Here is a 14,771-nt window from a genome sequence, read left to right on the forward strand (position 1 = left end):
AATAAAATGGGGGTTAAAAAATGGAAATAAAGAATATATTAAATATAACATTAGAACAGTGTTATGAATATTATGAAAAATATGGTATAGGATTCAACTTAAAAGATGGTAAAATAAAAGGTTTTTATAAAAATGTATAACAACATTTAAAGCAATAAAATGATGATAGAAAATATTAAAAGGAACTTAGGAGGAATAAAAATGAAGGAAATATTTAAAACAAGAGTAATAAAAGTAATTATGATTGGATTAATAACAATTGGTTGTGTGGCTTTAAATGATATTCAATTAATAGATAATGAAAGTAATAAAATTAACGAATATACAACAATAAAAGTCAATGAAATGAATCATCAAGTTATATCACTTAAAGAGTTTAAAAATAATTTTAATAAATTTAGCGTGATTGATAGTAAAGTTTATAATGATTTTTATATTCTAACTTTAAACAATAATGTAACAGTCTATTATAAAGTTAATGATGATATGTTCTATATAAATGATAGTGGAAATATAGAAGAATTTGAAGCAATAGAAGATACACAAAGATATCTTAATGAATTATTAAAAGATAAATATAATGACTATAAAGAGTCCTTAATAAATGAATATGGTGAGGAAGGTTATTTATTGATGAATCAAGAGGCTGGAATAAGTTCAGAGGAAGAAAGTTTAAATCATTATATAAAATATGGAATATAAAATTGATAAAAATGATGGTAAATTTAGTTAATTGGAGGACGTAGAAATGGAAATTAATATAAGTAAAACAACTGTATTAGAATATAGAGAAATAAATGATAGTGAAAAAGAATTTGTAAATTGTAATGATATAAAATGTTTTCTTGTTGACTGTGATGAATGTATATTCAATGATTGTAATTATACTATAGAAGAATTAAAAAATGATAATAGAATAAAAATGATGATGGAGGGCGTAAAAAATGAAAAAAATAAAAGTAGGAAGTAAAGTAATAATAGGAGATATAAAAAACATAGAAAGTAAAATGAGTTATAACAATGAAATGACATCATTAATTGGGAAAACTGCAAAAGTAGTTGAAATTTATAAAACGGCTTATAGCGATAAAGAATATTACAGAATAAATTTAGACATGGCTAAAAATATGTGGGTGGGAGAATGGTTTATATAAATATATTAAATAGAATAAAACAATTATTATGTAAGCATGAATATAATTATAAATTTTTATGTACTCATACTTATAAAGATTATTATATTAAAGTATGTACAAAATGTAATAAAAAAGAAATACAATAGAAATAATAAAGTAAATAAAAGTATAAATTTATGGTGTTTAAATGATGGTGAATAATGTTAAATAGGTTTGCAGTCATCCTTAAAACTGCATTTAAAACTATTTAATTAATAAATTCTTGTAATAAAGATTAATAAATAATTATATATTATAGTAATAGTATTTAGTTATTTATTAATCTTATAATTTATAAAATATTGAGGTTACATTTTTACACATAAAATGATGATAAAAAATGTTAATGTTTAATATTGAATGAATATAAAAGATGATAAAAATTAACTAAATGATTGTAAAAGTAAAAATATGTTAAAATTATAATAAAAATTTAATTGTGGAGGTATGGAAATGAATGAAGATCAAGTATTAGATTTAACTGTTGAGTTATGTATGAAAGAAGTAAGTATAAATAAGTTAGAGAATAAAATCAAAAGACATATTGAAACATATATTAATATAAATCATGATATAGAAGAAGATAAGTTAATGTTTGTGGCTAAAATGTATAATGATTTATATGAGTTAAAAAATGAAAGAGAAAAGTTATTAACAAAAGTTGCTATAGGTTATGATTGTATTATAAAAGATGATGAAAATTAAGGAGGGTTAAAAGATGAGAGAAATTATTAATAAAGAATTAGCAACATTGGATAAAAATATATGCAGATATGAAGGCAGATTAGAAGATGAATTAAAGCAATTTAGAAAAGATATGAGTAAATTAAATGTATATGATATACTTAATTTTACTGAGTCAAAGTTAAAAAGATTGAGAGATTATCACTATGAATTAGAAAAGTTAAAAGAACAAAAAGAATTATTAGAATATGTTTTGTTGAAAGAATCTGAATAAAAATAATCATCAGGTTTAAGAGATAACAAAATATCTTAATTAAGATATGAATAAAAATAAATGATAATAAAATTAAATGGGGGTATTAAAATGCAAAAAACTTTAATAATAAACTGGTTTAATTTAGAAAGTTGTGAAAGAAAAGAAAAAGCTATAACTGTAGATAGAGATCTTGTCATAAATGAAAATCTATTGATTGATTTAATTAGTAATTTTTGTGGAATGGAAAAACACAATATAAAAATAGAAGGTCATTATTTTATAATCTAAATAAATTTATAATTCATCATATAAATGATAGTAAAATTCTTTAAATGGGGGTATTAAGATGAATAAAAAATGTTAAGGTATGCTGCAGGGGTGTTTATGAAGATAATGTGAGGTGCTTGAAAGAATAATCAGATAAATAAAGTGTATAATAAATATAGGGGTGATATCAAATGGGGAAAAAGGAATTGATTGAAAGGTTAGAAAAAAGAATAAAAGAGAATGACGCAAGACTCAAAGAACTTGAAGCAATTGTTAAAATGGAAGAAGAGAAAAATAAATTAAAAAAAGATATAAGCAAAAATTAATATTAAAATATTTAAAAGAAAATTATTAGACTAAGATGTACTTAGTCTTTTTTTACTATCAAAAATGATTATAATATATATATATTAAGAATATAAATGATGATGGAATTCTTTAAATTGATTATAAGATTTTCAATAGTATTAAAGGTATAAACTATCGATGAGTTATTTTGAATGTCCTTAAAATTGAAAATATGAGGTCAAAATTTATATGATATAATTAATATATAGTGTTTTATAAAATGATGATAGAAAAGAAGGGGAAAATTTTGTGTAAATATGGAATGCTAAAAGTTTTAGATAAAAAATATGAGAACAAGAAATATTATTGGCTTTGTGAATGTGACTGTGGTAATATCAAGTGGATTAGAATGGATAGTGTAAAATCTGGAAGACAAAAATCCTGTGGATGTCTAAGAAAAGGTATTTTTGAATTTGAAGATTTATCTAACAAAAGATTCGATCACTTATATGTCACAGATAAATACAAAAAGGTTGGCATAACATATCATTGGTGGTGTAAGTGTGATTGTGGCAACGAAAAATGGATATCAAGTAGAACAATTAAATCTTCACGTAGTTGTGGATGTTATAGGAGAAAGATGGCAGCAAGTCAACAGAAAAAGGCTGTTACGTCTTATCAAGATAAATATATAGTAGATGATACAAATATAGCTATAATTTCAAGAAAAAAATTAATGAAAACTAATAAAAGTGGTGTTACAGGTGTTTGTTGGGATAAAGCAAAAGGGAAATGGCTCGCACAGATAGAGTTTCAAAAGAAAGCATATAACTTGGGATTGTACGATAATAAAGAAGATGCTATAAAGGCCAGAAAAGAAGCAGAAGAAAAATTACATAAGAACTTTTTAAGAGAAAAAGGATTGTTGAAAGAAGATGAGTAAATTATTGAAGGTATAAATGATTAAGGGTGTTTAATAAATGCCCTTAGAATCGCTTTAAATAGGTCATATTAAATGATTCTGATAATACTTTTATACTTACCAAATAAAAATGCAATTTTATTGTCGAAAAATGTATAAAATGAACGAATAAAAAATTAATAAAATTTTTAAAAATAGTTGATTTAATAAAAAGATGGTGTTATACTTTAAGTATAAATAAGAAGTTAAAGAAAAAGATTTATAAATAGAAAAACAATAAAAAGGTAGGTGATAAAAATGTGTAGGGTGAAAAGAAGTGAAAATTACTATTATTTATATCAAAATGATAAATTAATAAAAACAGCATATTCTAAAAAGTATTTAATGATTCATGCTCGTGAGTGGGGAATTGATAATTATGTTATTAAAGAAGGTGAAAGAAATGATAGAAAAGTATGTTAATGATTACGTCGAATATCAGGAAAGTGAAGGAATTTCATATGAAAGAACTATATCCAAATACTACTATTGTATAAATGAATTTATTTTAGCTATGAATATAAAATCTATAGAAGATATAAAAAATTTAACTTATATAAATATAAGAAAAAATTGGATAAATAAAAAGAAGGAAACATTATCAGCTCAAAGTCTTAATTTAAGAATAACTGCCATAAGAAGTTTTTTTAATTATTTAATGGGAATGAGATTAATAGATGATAATGTGGCAGATAAAATAAAAAAATTTCCGATAAAGAATAATAAAAATGAGGTAGACAAAGAAGAAATAAAAAAATTATTATTAACATCTACAAATGAATATAACAATAATCCTAATTATATTACTATGAGAAATAGATTTTTATTACACCTATTAATTGAAACAGGATTAAGAAATGAAGAGGTAAGAAGTTTAAAAATAAATGATATAAATTGGAGTACAGGGGAATTTAAAGTAATAGGTAAAGGTAATAAAGAAAGATATTTAGCAATATCTGATAGTTTAATGAAAATGTATCATGAATATTTGTCGTATAGAAATATTATGAACACAGATGAAGATCATTTATTTATATCTAGAACAGGTAGACACATGGACAAAAATTCAATAAGATATATAATTAATAAATTATGTGAGATAGCAGAAATAGATTGTCATATAGTACCACATTATTTAAGACATTGTGCAGCAACATTAATGATAAATTCAGATATAAGTATTGAAGAAGTGTCTCAGATATTAGGACATTCAAATTCCACTATAACAAGTAGAACATATTGTCATTCTGTAAAGCATAGAGCAAAAGAGATAGTAAATAAAAATAATTTCATTAAAGAGATTATATAAACTGGAGAATGTCATATGAATATAAATATATTAAATAAAAATGATTTTACATCGAATGGATATTTGAAAAAAATAAAATTTATATATAAGAAATATAAAAAAGCAAAGCAATTAATATTAAAGTTAAAAATCTTATGTTATAATAATATAAATGAAGGTATATATAAACGGAGGTATTACACATGAGTAAGGATTTTCAGATAAAGAAAGAGAGAATTAATAGAAAACTAGAAAGATATATGAAAATTGAAGATTTAGGATTTTATAATTTAAATAAAGAAAATTTAGAAAAATTTATAATAGAAGAGTTTCAATGTATAAATAGATCAAGTTTTTATCCAAATATAAAAGCATTAAATGAGATATTAGAAGATAATTGCATTGATATTCAAATAAAAAGTAAAGATTACGTTGACAAATGTGTTCAACCAAAAGATGAGAAATATTTTACTAGAAGAGAAATACAAGAAATTTGTGATATATTCATAAATTCTCAAGATCAATTTATAATTTATGCATTATGGAACGGAATTATGGGAAAAAATTATGAAGATTTATTAAGTATAAAAGTAAGTGATGTGGCGGATGATTATTCATATATTAATCTTCCAAACGGTAAACGATTTATTTGTGATGACTTCATGCAAGAAATACTATTAGGAGTTGTTAATCATATGGAATACATGAAGTATCTTTCTGTTGAAGAAATGAGATCAGCCGACACATTTGAATTTAATCCAGAGTGCGAATATTTAATTAAAACAATGAGAACAAAAAGAAATAATGATGGTTTAAATAAAATGCTTCCAACTACTCTTCAAAGAAGATTAGATTTATTAGCTAAAATATATATGGAAGGAAATGGAGAGAAAATTGGATTTTCAGGTAAATCATTAGTAAAATCAGGCGTTATGTATAATATGTTCTTAAAAGAAGATATAGAAGGGAAATCGTGGGGAGTTGAAGAAGTAAGTAACTATTTAAAAATGAATGGATATAAAATTAATGCAAATGAACTATACAGAGTTTACCACAATGTTTATCATGGCAGCCATGTTAATCAATATTAGAGAGTTATAACTATAAGGTTGATTAGTAGCTTTATAGTTGTAACTCACAAAATTATAAATGTAATCACATAATTAATTTATGTGACAAAAAACAAATAAAAAAGTAATAAAATAAAAATGGTTTTTAGAATAAATAGGGAAGTGTTATTGAAAACTTCAACAGGTTACAATAGACAGTATATAAATTTTAGACATAACATTTTTCTAGTCAATTTTATAATAAAATTTATATACCCTAAAGAAAAAATATGATATAATATAAACGAAGGGGGATGAAACATATGTTCTATATAACAGAAGATACGTTCGGTAAAAAACTAACAGAAAAAAGTCAAATAAGAAGAAATATGGTGTGTAATTTAATTGAGGAAAATAAGCATAAGAAAATAATAAAAAAAATATTCAATACATATGATAAAGGGGAGTTTAAATATATACTTGAAAACGAATTATTCTATGAAAAGATTGCTGAAAAATTGCTAGTAAGACTATACGAAGGAATAAAAAATAATAAGATTACAATAGATGATTTTACAGATGTATATATTAGAATTGGAAAAAAAGGTTTTTTTCAAACAGTACTTTTGCTTAAACTTTAAGGGGAATTCGACAGATTGGGATGGACATTAGATTATACCCAATCTAATTAGAAATAAATATAAAATTAATAAAAAAAGAGGATTTGGAAATGGAAAGGTATTTGATTGAAATTGATGGAATTCAGAATGTTTATGGGGTTCAATTAGAAAGAAATAGTGAAGTTGATAAAAGAAGATAAAAGATATACAAGGAATGATTCAAAATAGATTTAATTGTGATTCAGTTAAAATAAGAAATATAAAATTAATAAATTACACAAATATAAAAGATGATATGGAAGATGACATAAATGAAATATACAAAAGATTAAATTAAAATATAAAAGGGGAAATGATGATGTGTAAATATTTAATTAGGATCAATATGAAATATGGAAATATGAATGTTAATGCTGGTGATGACTATAACAATGCCTTGGATATTTATAGAAATGTAAAAAAAGAGTATGAGAATATACCTTGTACTATAGAGTTATATAATAAAGAAAAAGAAGATATTCAATTTGTAAGAAAAAATAATGGGGTTACATTCGATGAATTATTAAATAATTTTAAAGGTGCATTAATAGAATTAGCAAGGTATCAAGTTAAATTATGTAAAGAGGAGAAACAGTATACTGAACTTAGAAATCAATTATATCATGACTTAGAAAATACAGATTTATCAGAACTTGACGATTATGAACAAATCAAGGTTTTACATAATATGAAAAAAGAACTAAGTAAAAGAAGATTGATAGAAGAAGAGAATATTAAAAATTATGGATTCTATAATTGTTTTAAAACATGCTATAAAGCATTACAATCATATGAAGATGGAAAAGGAAATATAAAAAGGAGTACTGGGAGATTTGGGGATGCTTATTATAAAGAGTCAATAAATGATAAAAAGGGAAGAGTGAAAAATTTACTAAATGATTTTAGATAGGAGACAAATGATGAAAGTTAAATTAATATACAGCTATGATTATTCCGTGTTGGATCAATTTCATTTAAATATGACATTAGAAGATAGTATAAAACATTTAAAAGAAAAATATGTTGGTGAACATATATGTAAAGATGGAATATTACATTTTTATGTGACTCATAGGAAAAGAGGTTAAGAATGAATATTATTAGAAGATTAAAAAATATTGAATGCAAGATAATTAATTATGGTGAAAATGAATTATTGTTAAAGGTTATAAATAGTAAGACTAAAAGAATTGCAGAAAGTGTTTTGTTTAAATCTCCAAATGATGAGGATATAGATATAGAATTAAATAGATTGATTATAAAAACTATGTAATAAAAAATATGTTTTATGATATATAAAATTAATAAAATGAATAGGGAGGGGAACAAATGATAAATAAAAGCTTATTTACGAGTGATAATCAAAAATGGGAAACACCTATAGAATTATTTGATAAATTAAATGAGGTATTTGACTTTAAATATGATCTAGCAGCGGAGGATATAACTGCAAAGTGTAAAAATTATTATACTCCTGAAGATGATGCATTTAATTATACATGGGATCAAACCAGTTATTTAAATCCTCCATACGGAAGAGAACAAATAAAATGGATAGAAAGAGCTTATGAACAAAGCAAAAAAATGGCAATACAATAGTTTGTTTAATTCCAGCAAGACCAGACACTAAGATTTGGCATAATGTTATATTTAACTATGCAAAATCAATATGTTTCATTAAAGGAAGGTTAAAATTTGGAGGAAGTAAAGATTCTGCACCTTTTCCAAGTGCTTTAGTTATATTTTCTAATAATTTAACGAATGAACAAATAGAGTTATTAGATTCATTGGGTAAAAATTTTGTAATGTAATAAAAGTAACTTTTTATTTGGGTGGTGATTAAATGCAAATAGGAGATTATCTCATAGGATTTAAAAGGATTAAGTCTGCATTCTTTTTAAATATATTCTATGAATGGTGTAATATAGTAAAAGTCTATGTATTGCAATTTAGTTTTAAAGATATGTGGTTAAAACCTCAATGTAGGTTTGTAGATGGATTTAAGTTGTATGGATGGTTATTTATATATTTTGGTTATTGTATGGAGGAGATTTAAATGAAAAAGAGTGATTTAAAAAATGGATATGTTGTAGATTTAAGAGTTGATGGATATAGAAGAGTAGTGCTTTTTGACGAATTATTGATAGATGAAAATGGCAGATATGAAAGGGCAAGTAATTTAATTGAAAAATATAGAGACGATTTAACACATAGAAGTGATCCAAACTTAGATATAATGAAAGTTTATGATGAAGGAATGGATTTAATATGGGAAAGAAAAGAAATAGACTGGAGCAAAGTACCAGTTGGAACTAAAGTATTAGTTAGTGCGAATGAAAAAGATTGGTTTACATCTTATTTTATTAAAAAATTATCGCCTATTGAAGATTCAAACTTCTATGTTATAAATTTAAAAGGCGAATTATATCAATGGGATTATTGCAAATTAGCAGAAGAATCTAAAGAAGAAGTTTCATATAAGGAGTTATTAGATGAGGTTAATAACTACTGTGATAAGTATTATAATAAGAATAATTCTTGTTATGGCTGTGAATGTTATGATGGAGGTAATATTTGTCGCAAAGAAAAATTTATAGATGATAGATTTACTATAACAAGAAAGTAATTACACAATAGAAATAGACTTAAAAGAGGTGATATATTGAAGTAAATAGGTGTGAACAACAAATTATAACTAAGAATCATCCTAAATATAAGTTGATAGATGAAATGTGTTATAAATCTAAAAATCTTTATAATTACACTAATTATCTATTAAGGAATTATTTCTTTGATACAGGTGAATATATTAAGTATACAGATATGAATCATTATATGAAAGATAAAATTCAATACAAAGAATGTATGAGTCAGCCTGCAAATTGTGTTCTGAGATTATTAGATAAAAATTGGAAGTCATTCTTTATGGCAATTAAAGATTGGAGTAAAAATCCTGATAAATATCTTGGTAAACCTAAACCGCCAAGATATTTAAAGCCTAATGGTAGATACATATGGATGATTCCAAATAACAGTTGTTATGTTGAAGGTAATGAACTTAAATTTAGGATAAGGAAATTACAAGATTATAAATGGTATACTAGAAATTTAGGTAGACTTATACAGGTTAGATTTATACCAAAAGGATCTTGTTATGTAATGGAAATAGTATATGAAGTAGAATTAGATATAAATTATAAAGATGAAAATAGAGTTATAGGTATTGATTTAGGAATAAATAATTTTGCAACCATAACAAATAATATCGGTAAAAGACCAATTATTATTAACGGCAAAGGTATTAAAAGTATAAATCAATATTATAATAAAATTGTAGCAAAAGAAAAATCAAGGTTAATGAAAGTAAATAAGGTATATTATAGTCACAAATTGGAGGACATATCATTTAAACGATATAGAAGAATAAAAAATTTTATGCATAATTCATCAAGTTATATCATTAAGTATTGTGTTGAAAATAACATTGATGTAATAATCATTGGGTTAAATAAAAAATGGAAACAGGAAAGTAAAATGAACAATGTTAATAAGCAAAAATTTATTCAAATACCTTATGATATGTTTATAAAACAACTTCAGTATAAATGTGAAAATAATAATATAAAATTAATAATTAATGAAGAAAGTTATACGTCTGGAACAAGTTTTATAGATAATGAATTGCCTATAAAAGAAAACTACAATAAAAAACGTAGAATAAAAAGAGGTTTATTTAAAAGTAATGATGGTAGGTTGGTAAATTCAGATGTAAATGGTAGTTATCAAATAATGAGAAAAGTATTCCCAAAATTTCAGTATGGGATAGAGGTGTATCTAACGCCCATAGTAGTGAATTTCTAGTGCTATGAATGAGTTTATACTCAATAGAAGAATGATTTTATTGCGTCAAATGCAATAAGTCGATGAAATCAAGAGACATCGCCGACTTATTAATATAACAATTTAAAGTCATTATTAATTGGTTTTTACAAATACTAAAGAATTTGTACTTTTAGTATAAGCTGCCTCGTTTTTTAAAGTTAAATTTATAGTCATTCTAAAATAACAAACTCCAACCAATAATAATATTATTAAGTTTTTCATAGTTTACCTCCTATTATTTTTAATAAATATTATACACTCTTTTTGTTAAAAATATACAAGATAAAATTTCCATTTGTTTTATAAAATAGTGTATAATATTAGTAAAAAGAGATTATAATATTATTAGATATAAAATTAATAAATGGAGGTTGAAAAATGAATAATAAGATTTTAAATAGTAAAAATTACCGACTTCTTAAAAGACAAATATTTAAAGATAATAAAATATGTATTCTAACAAAAGATGGGTATTCTATATATGGTATAAAATTAAAAAATTTTCAGAAACATCAAATGGTTAAGGGTATATGTTTAAATTCAAAAAAAGAAATAGAAACTGGAACTTATAATACTCATATTATTTCACAAAATAAAGATGTTCGTGAAAGTTATATTGATATTGTACCACTTAATACTGCTATAGAAAAGTTAATAAAATGCCAACCAGAACTTATTATACCATTTGGGGTTAGAGAAGAAGATATTGTGTTAATTACTGAGGAAGGGAGATTCTTAAAAGATAATATCAATTTATTTTTAAATAGGTATAATGTACATCGTTCATTTAGGGGGTTTACGTTATCTTTAAGAGAAGAACTAGAAAAAGCTATTAATGATATATGTATATTTATAGTTGATGAAAAAGAATCAAACTTTGTATCTCGTGTGAATAAAATCATTGGTGAAAATGAAAAAATACTTTCGGGCATAAAGTTTGAATTAGATGAAAATAAGTCTATTAAAGTAAGTATGAATTTGGAAAAATGTACTTTTGAGGATGTGAGATACAGTGTACTCAAAATTGGAAGCGAATATGATAAATATAGATTTGCAAATGATCCAAATAGTCAAATAAATGACAGGATAAAGAGATACACCGTAAATATAATAAAAACATATTTATTAGGAATAGATATATTGTTGGGTAATGGAATAAGTACTTATATGCCAAAACCAATATTTGATGAGATATTGAACAATAAATTTACACATAAAGAAATTTTAGAGATGATAGATGAGTATGATAGAAGATTCATCTATGCGTCTAACAATAGTAAATTACAAGAAGAACCAGATTATAATAAAATAAATGAGTTAGTTGATGAATTAAATAGACGTGTTTTAAACGACGAAGTGTAATAAATGTTAAGACACTATGTAAATTATATAAATAGTGTCTTAATTTTATAATATAGTTGACAAGTATTAAAATTATCACTAAAATATAAATATAAAATTAATAAAATGATAGATTTATTAGGAGGGTGAAGATGAGTAATGTGAATGTATTTGAATTTAAAATAAATGACAAAGTAATAATTTATTTAAATAGATCTATTATATCAGGTTATATTAAATCTATTAATAAATATGGATTGTTGCTGCAAACTTCATATGGAAAGAAGAGATTTGTGAATTTAGAGGATATGAATTGTATAAATTATATAGATGATTTTATAAATAATTCAATTAATAAAGCATTAGAAAAAGGCAGTGAAGTTATAAATATATTCTCATTAGATATAGAAGATATATCTAGAATAAGTATATTGGCTAAAGAAAAAGGGTTAAAGGTTTCAATAGAATATTATGATTATAATACATATATGAATATTTATAAGGAGGAATAATAATGAAAATATATGAGGAAGTTATAAAGGATTTAGATGGATTATTAAAATTTGTAAAAGATAATGATTTAAATTTTGATTGTAACTTTTGTAGAAAATATGGTTTAGAATGTAATTACGGTGATTGCAATAATAATTTAATAAAGTATTTGCAAATGGATAAAATTGAAGAAAATATACCAAAAAATGAAATATCAATGGATGAATTTATTAAATTCATTTCTGAAATAAGAGTTCTAGCAGGCAGAATAAATAATATGGATACATATACTGAAGTAAACTATATAAGAAATCATATAAAGGGATTAGAAGATGAAGGAATAATATTCAATGACAATCAAAAGCAATTATTATCAGAAGAGTTTAGAAGAATAGAATCAGGAATTAATCATTTAAAATCATTGAAAAGTACTATTGATAAATATAAGTAATAAAAACAACTTTTTATTTAGCAAAAAAAATAAATATAAAATTAATAAAATTGATTGACAAGTAGATAAAAATAGATTATTATTTAATTAGATAATTAATAAAAAGTAAATATTGATATATAAAAGATATAATTGGATAGGGGTAGGAAAATGAATGAAATATATGAAGCAAAAGAAATATTTGATAAAATTTCAAGTGTTAGTGGAAGATTAGCAAAAGAGAAGATACTTAGAGATAATAAAGATAATGAATTATTCATTGATTGTTTAAAATTTTTAATTGATCCTCATATCAAAACAGGTATATCAACATCAAAGCTAAATAAAGAATTAAGAAATGCACAAATAGGGATATTGTCATTAAGAGAATTAATGGAGTATTTTTATAAAGGTAATATAACAGGTAGGGATGCAGACATAAAGCAAGTTCAATATTTCATAAATAATCAAGATAAAGAGTTACATGAGTTTCTTAAACTATTTGTAACTAAGAAATTAAGATTAGGATTAAATGAAAAAGTAATTAATAAAATAATCCCAGGATTAATAGCAACATCAGATGATGAAGAGGATATAAAGCCTATGTTAGCTAGTAAATTTGATTTTGACAAACCACCAAAAGAGAAAATGTTTGTTAGTGAGAAATTGGATGGAATCAGATGTAATGCAATAATTAGAGATGGTAAAGTTAAATTATATACTAGACAAGGGAAAATAATTGAAGGTTTAGAAGAAATAGAGCAAGAGTTAAGTAAAGTATTTGCGAATGCTTTTGTAGATGGTGAGTTATTAGCTGATGGTTGTTCATATGAAGATGTATATAAGGAGACAACTAAAAGAGTTAAAAATAAGAATAAAATTAAAACAGGTGTTAAATATGTAATGTTTGATACTCTATCATTAGAAGAATTTGATAATAAAAAATGCAAAACTAATTATGATAATAGAAGATTGCAGTTAGATAATTACATAGACCATATTAAAATAAATAATTGTGAACATATCGAAGTTCTTCCTATACTATACGAAGGTAAAGATATTGAGAAAGTATTAAGTTTACTTGATGAATATAGGAAATTAGGGGCAGAAGGACTTATGTGTAACTTAAATAAACCTTATGAATTTAAACGCAGCAAGACTATATTGAAATTAAAAGTAATGCAATCTTGTGATTTAAAAATAATAGGGTTTGAATCTGGAGATGGGAAATATTCAAATACTTTAGGTAAAATAATATGTGATTATAAAGGTTATGAATTAGGTGTTGGATCAGGCTTTACAAATGCCATGAGAGATGAGATATACAACAATCAAGATAAATATTTAAATCGTATAGCTGAAATAAATTATTTTGAAGAAACACACAATGAAGATGGCGGTTTATCTCTTAGATTCCCTATTTTTAAATGCGTAAGAGAGGAAGGTAAGGAAGTTAGTTATGAGTAAATGTTGGGATTGTAAACATATAAATAAAACTATACATATGAAGTTAGAAAATGATATTTTGTATAATGTATGGTGTAAAGTTGGAGATATGGAAGATAAAAACTGTTTAAAATTTGAAAAATCTAAAGATAAATCTATAAAAAGGGGGTAAAATCATGAAAGTTTTAATAAAATGTTTTATAGGTGTAATGTTTAACGTAGGAATGTTATTTACATTAGGTATATTATGCGAATTTCCAAGATATTGGTCTCATTCTGTTTCAAATAATGGATTTATAATGTCAATTCTATTGACATTATTCATGTTGGGATTAGGCTATGAAATATATGAATTATTAAAAAGAGAAGTATTTGATAAAATATAGTATTTATCCAAGGAGGAGATAATATGAAATTAGATACAAAAATAGTGATACCCGTTAGGTATAATTCTGACTACGAGTGCGACACATGTTTAAAAGTAATAGAGGGAATATTATACAATGTTATAATGGGGCAAGAGATAAAACTTATACATGAAGGAAAGATATTA

The 14,771-nt window shown here is 23.7% G+C and carries 27 protein-coding genes; 26 read left to right on the forward strand and 1 reads right to left on the reverse strand.

Annotated features, from left to right (window positions below; all coding sequences use genetic code 11):
• Positions 1-201 precede the first annotated feature (201 nt).
• The 20 genes from J7G74_RS13220 to J7G74_RS13315 all read left to right on the forward strand — a co-directional run bounded on the left by J7G74_RS13220 (position 202) and on the right by J7G74_RS13315 (position 10,488).
• Positions 202-702, forward strand: a complete 501-nt coding sequence (locus J7G74_RS13220; RefSeq protein WP_297136188.1) for a hypothetical protein — start codon at positions 202-204, stop codon at positions 700-702.
• 46 nt (positions 703-748) lie between these two features.
• A complete protein-coding gene (locus tag J7G74_RS13225; protein ID WP_297136189.1) occupies positions 749-970 on the forward strand; it encodes a hypothetical protein in 222 nt (73 codons plus the stop codon).
• Positions 945-1,154, forward strand: a complete 210-nt coding sequence (locus J7G74_RS13230) for a hypothetical protein (protein ID WP_297136191.1) — start codon at positions 945-947, stop codon at positions 1,152-1,154. Before J7G74_RS13225 ends, J7G74_RS13230 begins: the two co-directional genes overlap by 26 nt.
• Positions 1,155-1,628: 474 nt before the next feature.
• Positions 1,629-1,880 (forward strand): hypothetical protein, encoded by a 252-nt coding sequence (locus J7G74_RS13235; protein ID WP_297136194.1) that lies wholly within the window; start codon positions 1,629-1,631, stop codon positions 1,878-1,880.
• Positions 1,881-1,893: 13 nt separating this feature from the next.
• A complete protein-coding gene (locus tag J7G74_RS13240) occupies positions 1,894-2,133 on the forward strand; it encodes a hypothetical protein (RefSeq protein ID WP_297136195.1) in 240 nt (79 codons plus the stop codon).
• A 90-nt stretch (positions 2,134-2,223) separates the two neighbouring features.
• Positions 2,224-2,403, forward strand: coding sequence for a hypothetical protein (locus J7G74_RS13245; RefSeq protein WP_297136197.1), 180 nt, complete (start codon positions 2,224-2,226; stop codon positions 2,401-2,403).
• A gap of 170 nt (positions 2,404-2,573) precedes the next feature.
• On the forward strand, positions 2,574-2,708 hold the full coding sequence (locus tag J7G74_RS13250) for a hypothetical protein (protein ID WP_297136199.1): 135 nt from the start codon (positions 2,574-2,576) through the stop codon (positions 2,706-2,708).
• A gap of 269 nt (positions 2,709-2,977) precedes the next feature.
• Positions 2,978-3,613: an AP2 domain-containing protein gene (locus J7G74_RS13255; RefSeq protein WP_297136200.1), complete on the forward strand. Its 636-nt coding sequence runs from the start codon at positions 2,978-2,980 to the stop codon at positions 3,611-3,613.
• A gap of 276 nt (positions 3,614-3,889) precedes the next feature.
• Positions 3,890-4,054 carry a hypothetical protein gene (locus tag J7G74_RS13260; RefSeq protein ID WP_297136202.1) on the forward strand — a complete coding sequence of 55 codons (165 nt, stop codon included), beginning with the start codon at positions 3,890-3,892 and terminating at the stop codon, positions 4,052-4,054.
• On the forward strand, positions 4,011-4,940 hold the full coding sequence (locus tag J7G74_RS13265; RefSeq protein ID WP_297136204.1) for a tyrosine-type recombinase/integrase: 930 nt from the start codon (positions 4,011-4,013) through the stop codon (positions 4,938-4,940). The genes J7G74_RS13260 and J7G74_RS13265 overlap by 44 nt, the downstream gene beginning before the upstream one ends.
• A gap of 182 nt (positions 4,941-5,122) precedes the next feature.
• A complete protein-coding gene (locus J7G74_RS13270) occupies positions 5,123-6,010 on the forward strand; it encodes a hypothetical protein (RefSeq protein WP_297136206.1) in 888 nt (295 codons plus the stop codon).
• Between the two features lie 281 nt (positions 6,011-6,291).
• Positions 6,292-6,609, forward strand: a complete 318-nt coding sequence (locus tag J7G74_RS13275; RefSeq protein ID WP_297136208.1) for a hypothetical protein — start codon at positions 6,292-6,294, stop codon at positions 6,607-6,609.
• Between the two features lie 193 nt (positions 6,610-6,802).
• Positions 6,803-6,925, forward strand: a complete 123-nt coding sequence (locus J7G74_RS13280) for a hypothetical protein (protein WP_297136210.1) — start codon at positions 6,803-6,805, stop codon at positions 6,923-6,925.
• A 21-nt stretch (positions 6,926-6,946) separates the two neighbouring features.
• Positions 6,947-7,537, forward strand: a complete 591-nt coding sequence (locus J7G74_RS13285; RefSeq protein ID WP_297136212.1) for a hypothetical protein — start codon at positions 6,947-6,949, stop codon at positions 7,535-7,537.
• A 10-nt stretch (positions 7,538-7,547) separates the two neighbouring features.
• Positions 7,548-7,715, forward strand: a complete 168-nt coding sequence (locus tag J7G74_RS13290; protein WP_297136214.1) for a hypothetical protein — start codon at positions 7,548-7,550, stop codon at positions 7,713-7,715.
• A 2-nt stretch (positions 7,716-7,717) separates the two neighbouring features.
• Positions 7,718-7,900: a hypothetical protein gene (locus J7G74_RS13295; RefSeq protein WP_297136216.1), complete on the forward strand. Its 183-nt coding sequence runs from the start codon at positions 7,718-7,720 to the stop codon at positions 7,898-7,900.
• 56 nt (positions 7,901-7,956) lie between these two features.
• A complete protein-coding gene (locus J7G74_RS13300; protein WP_297136218.1) occupies positions 7,957-8,226 on the forward strand; it encodes a DNA N-6-adenine-methyltransferase in 270 nt (89 codons plus the stop codon).
• Positions 8,227-8,470: 244 nt separating this feature from the next.
• Entirely contained in the window at positions 8,471-8,683 is a 213-nt protein-coding gene (locus tag J7G74_RS13305) for a hypothetical protein (RefSeq protein WP_297136220.1), read from the forward strand.
• The gene (locus tag J7G74_RS13310; RefSeq protein ID WP_297136221.1) at positions 8,684-9,253 is read left to right on the forward strand and encodes a hypothetical protein; all 570 of its coding nucleotides are present in this window, start codon (positions 8,684-8,686) and stop codon (positions 9,251-9,253) included.
• A 65-nt stretch (positions 9,254-9,318) separates the two neighbouring features.
• On the forward strand, positions 9,319-10,488 hold the full coding sequence (locus J7G74_RS13315) for an RNA-guided endonuclease InsQ/TnpB family protein (protein ID WP_297136235.1): 1,170 nt from the start codon (positions 9,319-9,321) through the stop codon (positions 10,486-10,488).
• Positions 10,489-10,602: 114 nt separating this feature from the next.
• On the opposite strand, the gene J7G74_RS13320 is transcribed toward J7G74_RS13315, so the two are convergent.
• Positions 10,603-10,731 carry a hypothetical protein gene (locus J7G74_RS13320; protein WP_297136222.1) on the reverse strand — a complete coding sequence of 43 codons (129 nt, stop codon included), beginning with the start codon at positions 10,729-10,731 and terminating at the stop codon, positions 10,603-10,605.
• A 156-nt stretch (positions 10,732-10,887) separates the two neighbouring features.
• Between J7G74_RS13320 and J7G74_RS13325 the strand changes: the two genes are divergently transcribed.
• The 6 genes from J7G74_RS13325 to J7G74_RS13350 all read left to right on the forward strand — a co-directional run bounded on the left by J7G74_RS13325 (position 10,888) and on the right by J7G74_RS13350 (position 14,604).
• Positions 10,888-11,871 (forward strand): hypothetical protein, encoded by a 984-nt coding sequence (locus tag J7G74_RS13325; RefSeq protein WP_297136224.1) that lies wholly within the window; start codon positions 10,888-10,890, stop codon positions 11,869-11,871.
• 131 nt (positions 11,872-12,002) lie between these two features.
• Positions 12,003-12,362 (forward strand): hypothetical protein, encoded by a 360-nt coding sequence (locus J7G74_RS13330; RefSeq protein ID WP_297136225.1) that lies wholly within the window; start codon positions 12,003-12,005, stop codon positions 12,360-12,362.
• A 2-nt stretch (positions 12,363-12,364) separates the two neighbouring features.
• The gene (locus J7G74_RS13335) at positions 12,365-12,793 is read left to right on the forward strand and encodes a hypothetical protein (RefSeq protein WP_297136227.1); all 429 of its coding nucleotides are present in this window, start codon (positions 12,365-12,367) and stop codon (positions 12,791-12,793) included.
• 150 nt (positions 12,794-12,943) lie between these two features.
• The gene (locus J7G74_RS13340) at positions 12,944-14,239 is read left to right on the forward strand and encodes an ATP-dependent DNA ligase (protein WP_297136229.1); all 1,296 of its coding nucleotides are present in this window, start codon (positions 12,944-12,946) and stop codon (positions 14,237-14,239) included.
• Positions 14,232-14,390, forward strand: coding sequence for a hypothetical protein (locus tag J7G74_RS13345; protein WP_297136231.1), 159 nt, complete (start codon positions 14,232-14,234; stop codon positions 14,388-14,390). The genes J7G74_RS13340 and J7G74_RS13345 overlap by 8 nt, the downstream gene beginning before the upstream one ends.
• Before the next feature lie 4 nt (positions 14,391-14,394).
• The gene (locus J7G74_RS13350) at positions 14,395-14,604 is read left to right on the forward strand and encodes a hypothetical protein (RefSeq protein WP_297136233.1); all 210 of its coding nucleotides are present in this window, start codon (positions 14,395-14,397) and stop codon (positions 14,602-14,604) included.
• Positions 14,605-14,771: the final 167 nt, after the last annotated feature.

Source organism: Terrisporobacter sp., from assembly GCF_017888745.1.
Taxonomy (GTDB): domain Bacteria; phylum Bacillota; class Clostridia; order Peptostreptococcales; family Peptostreptococcaceae; genus Terrisporobacter.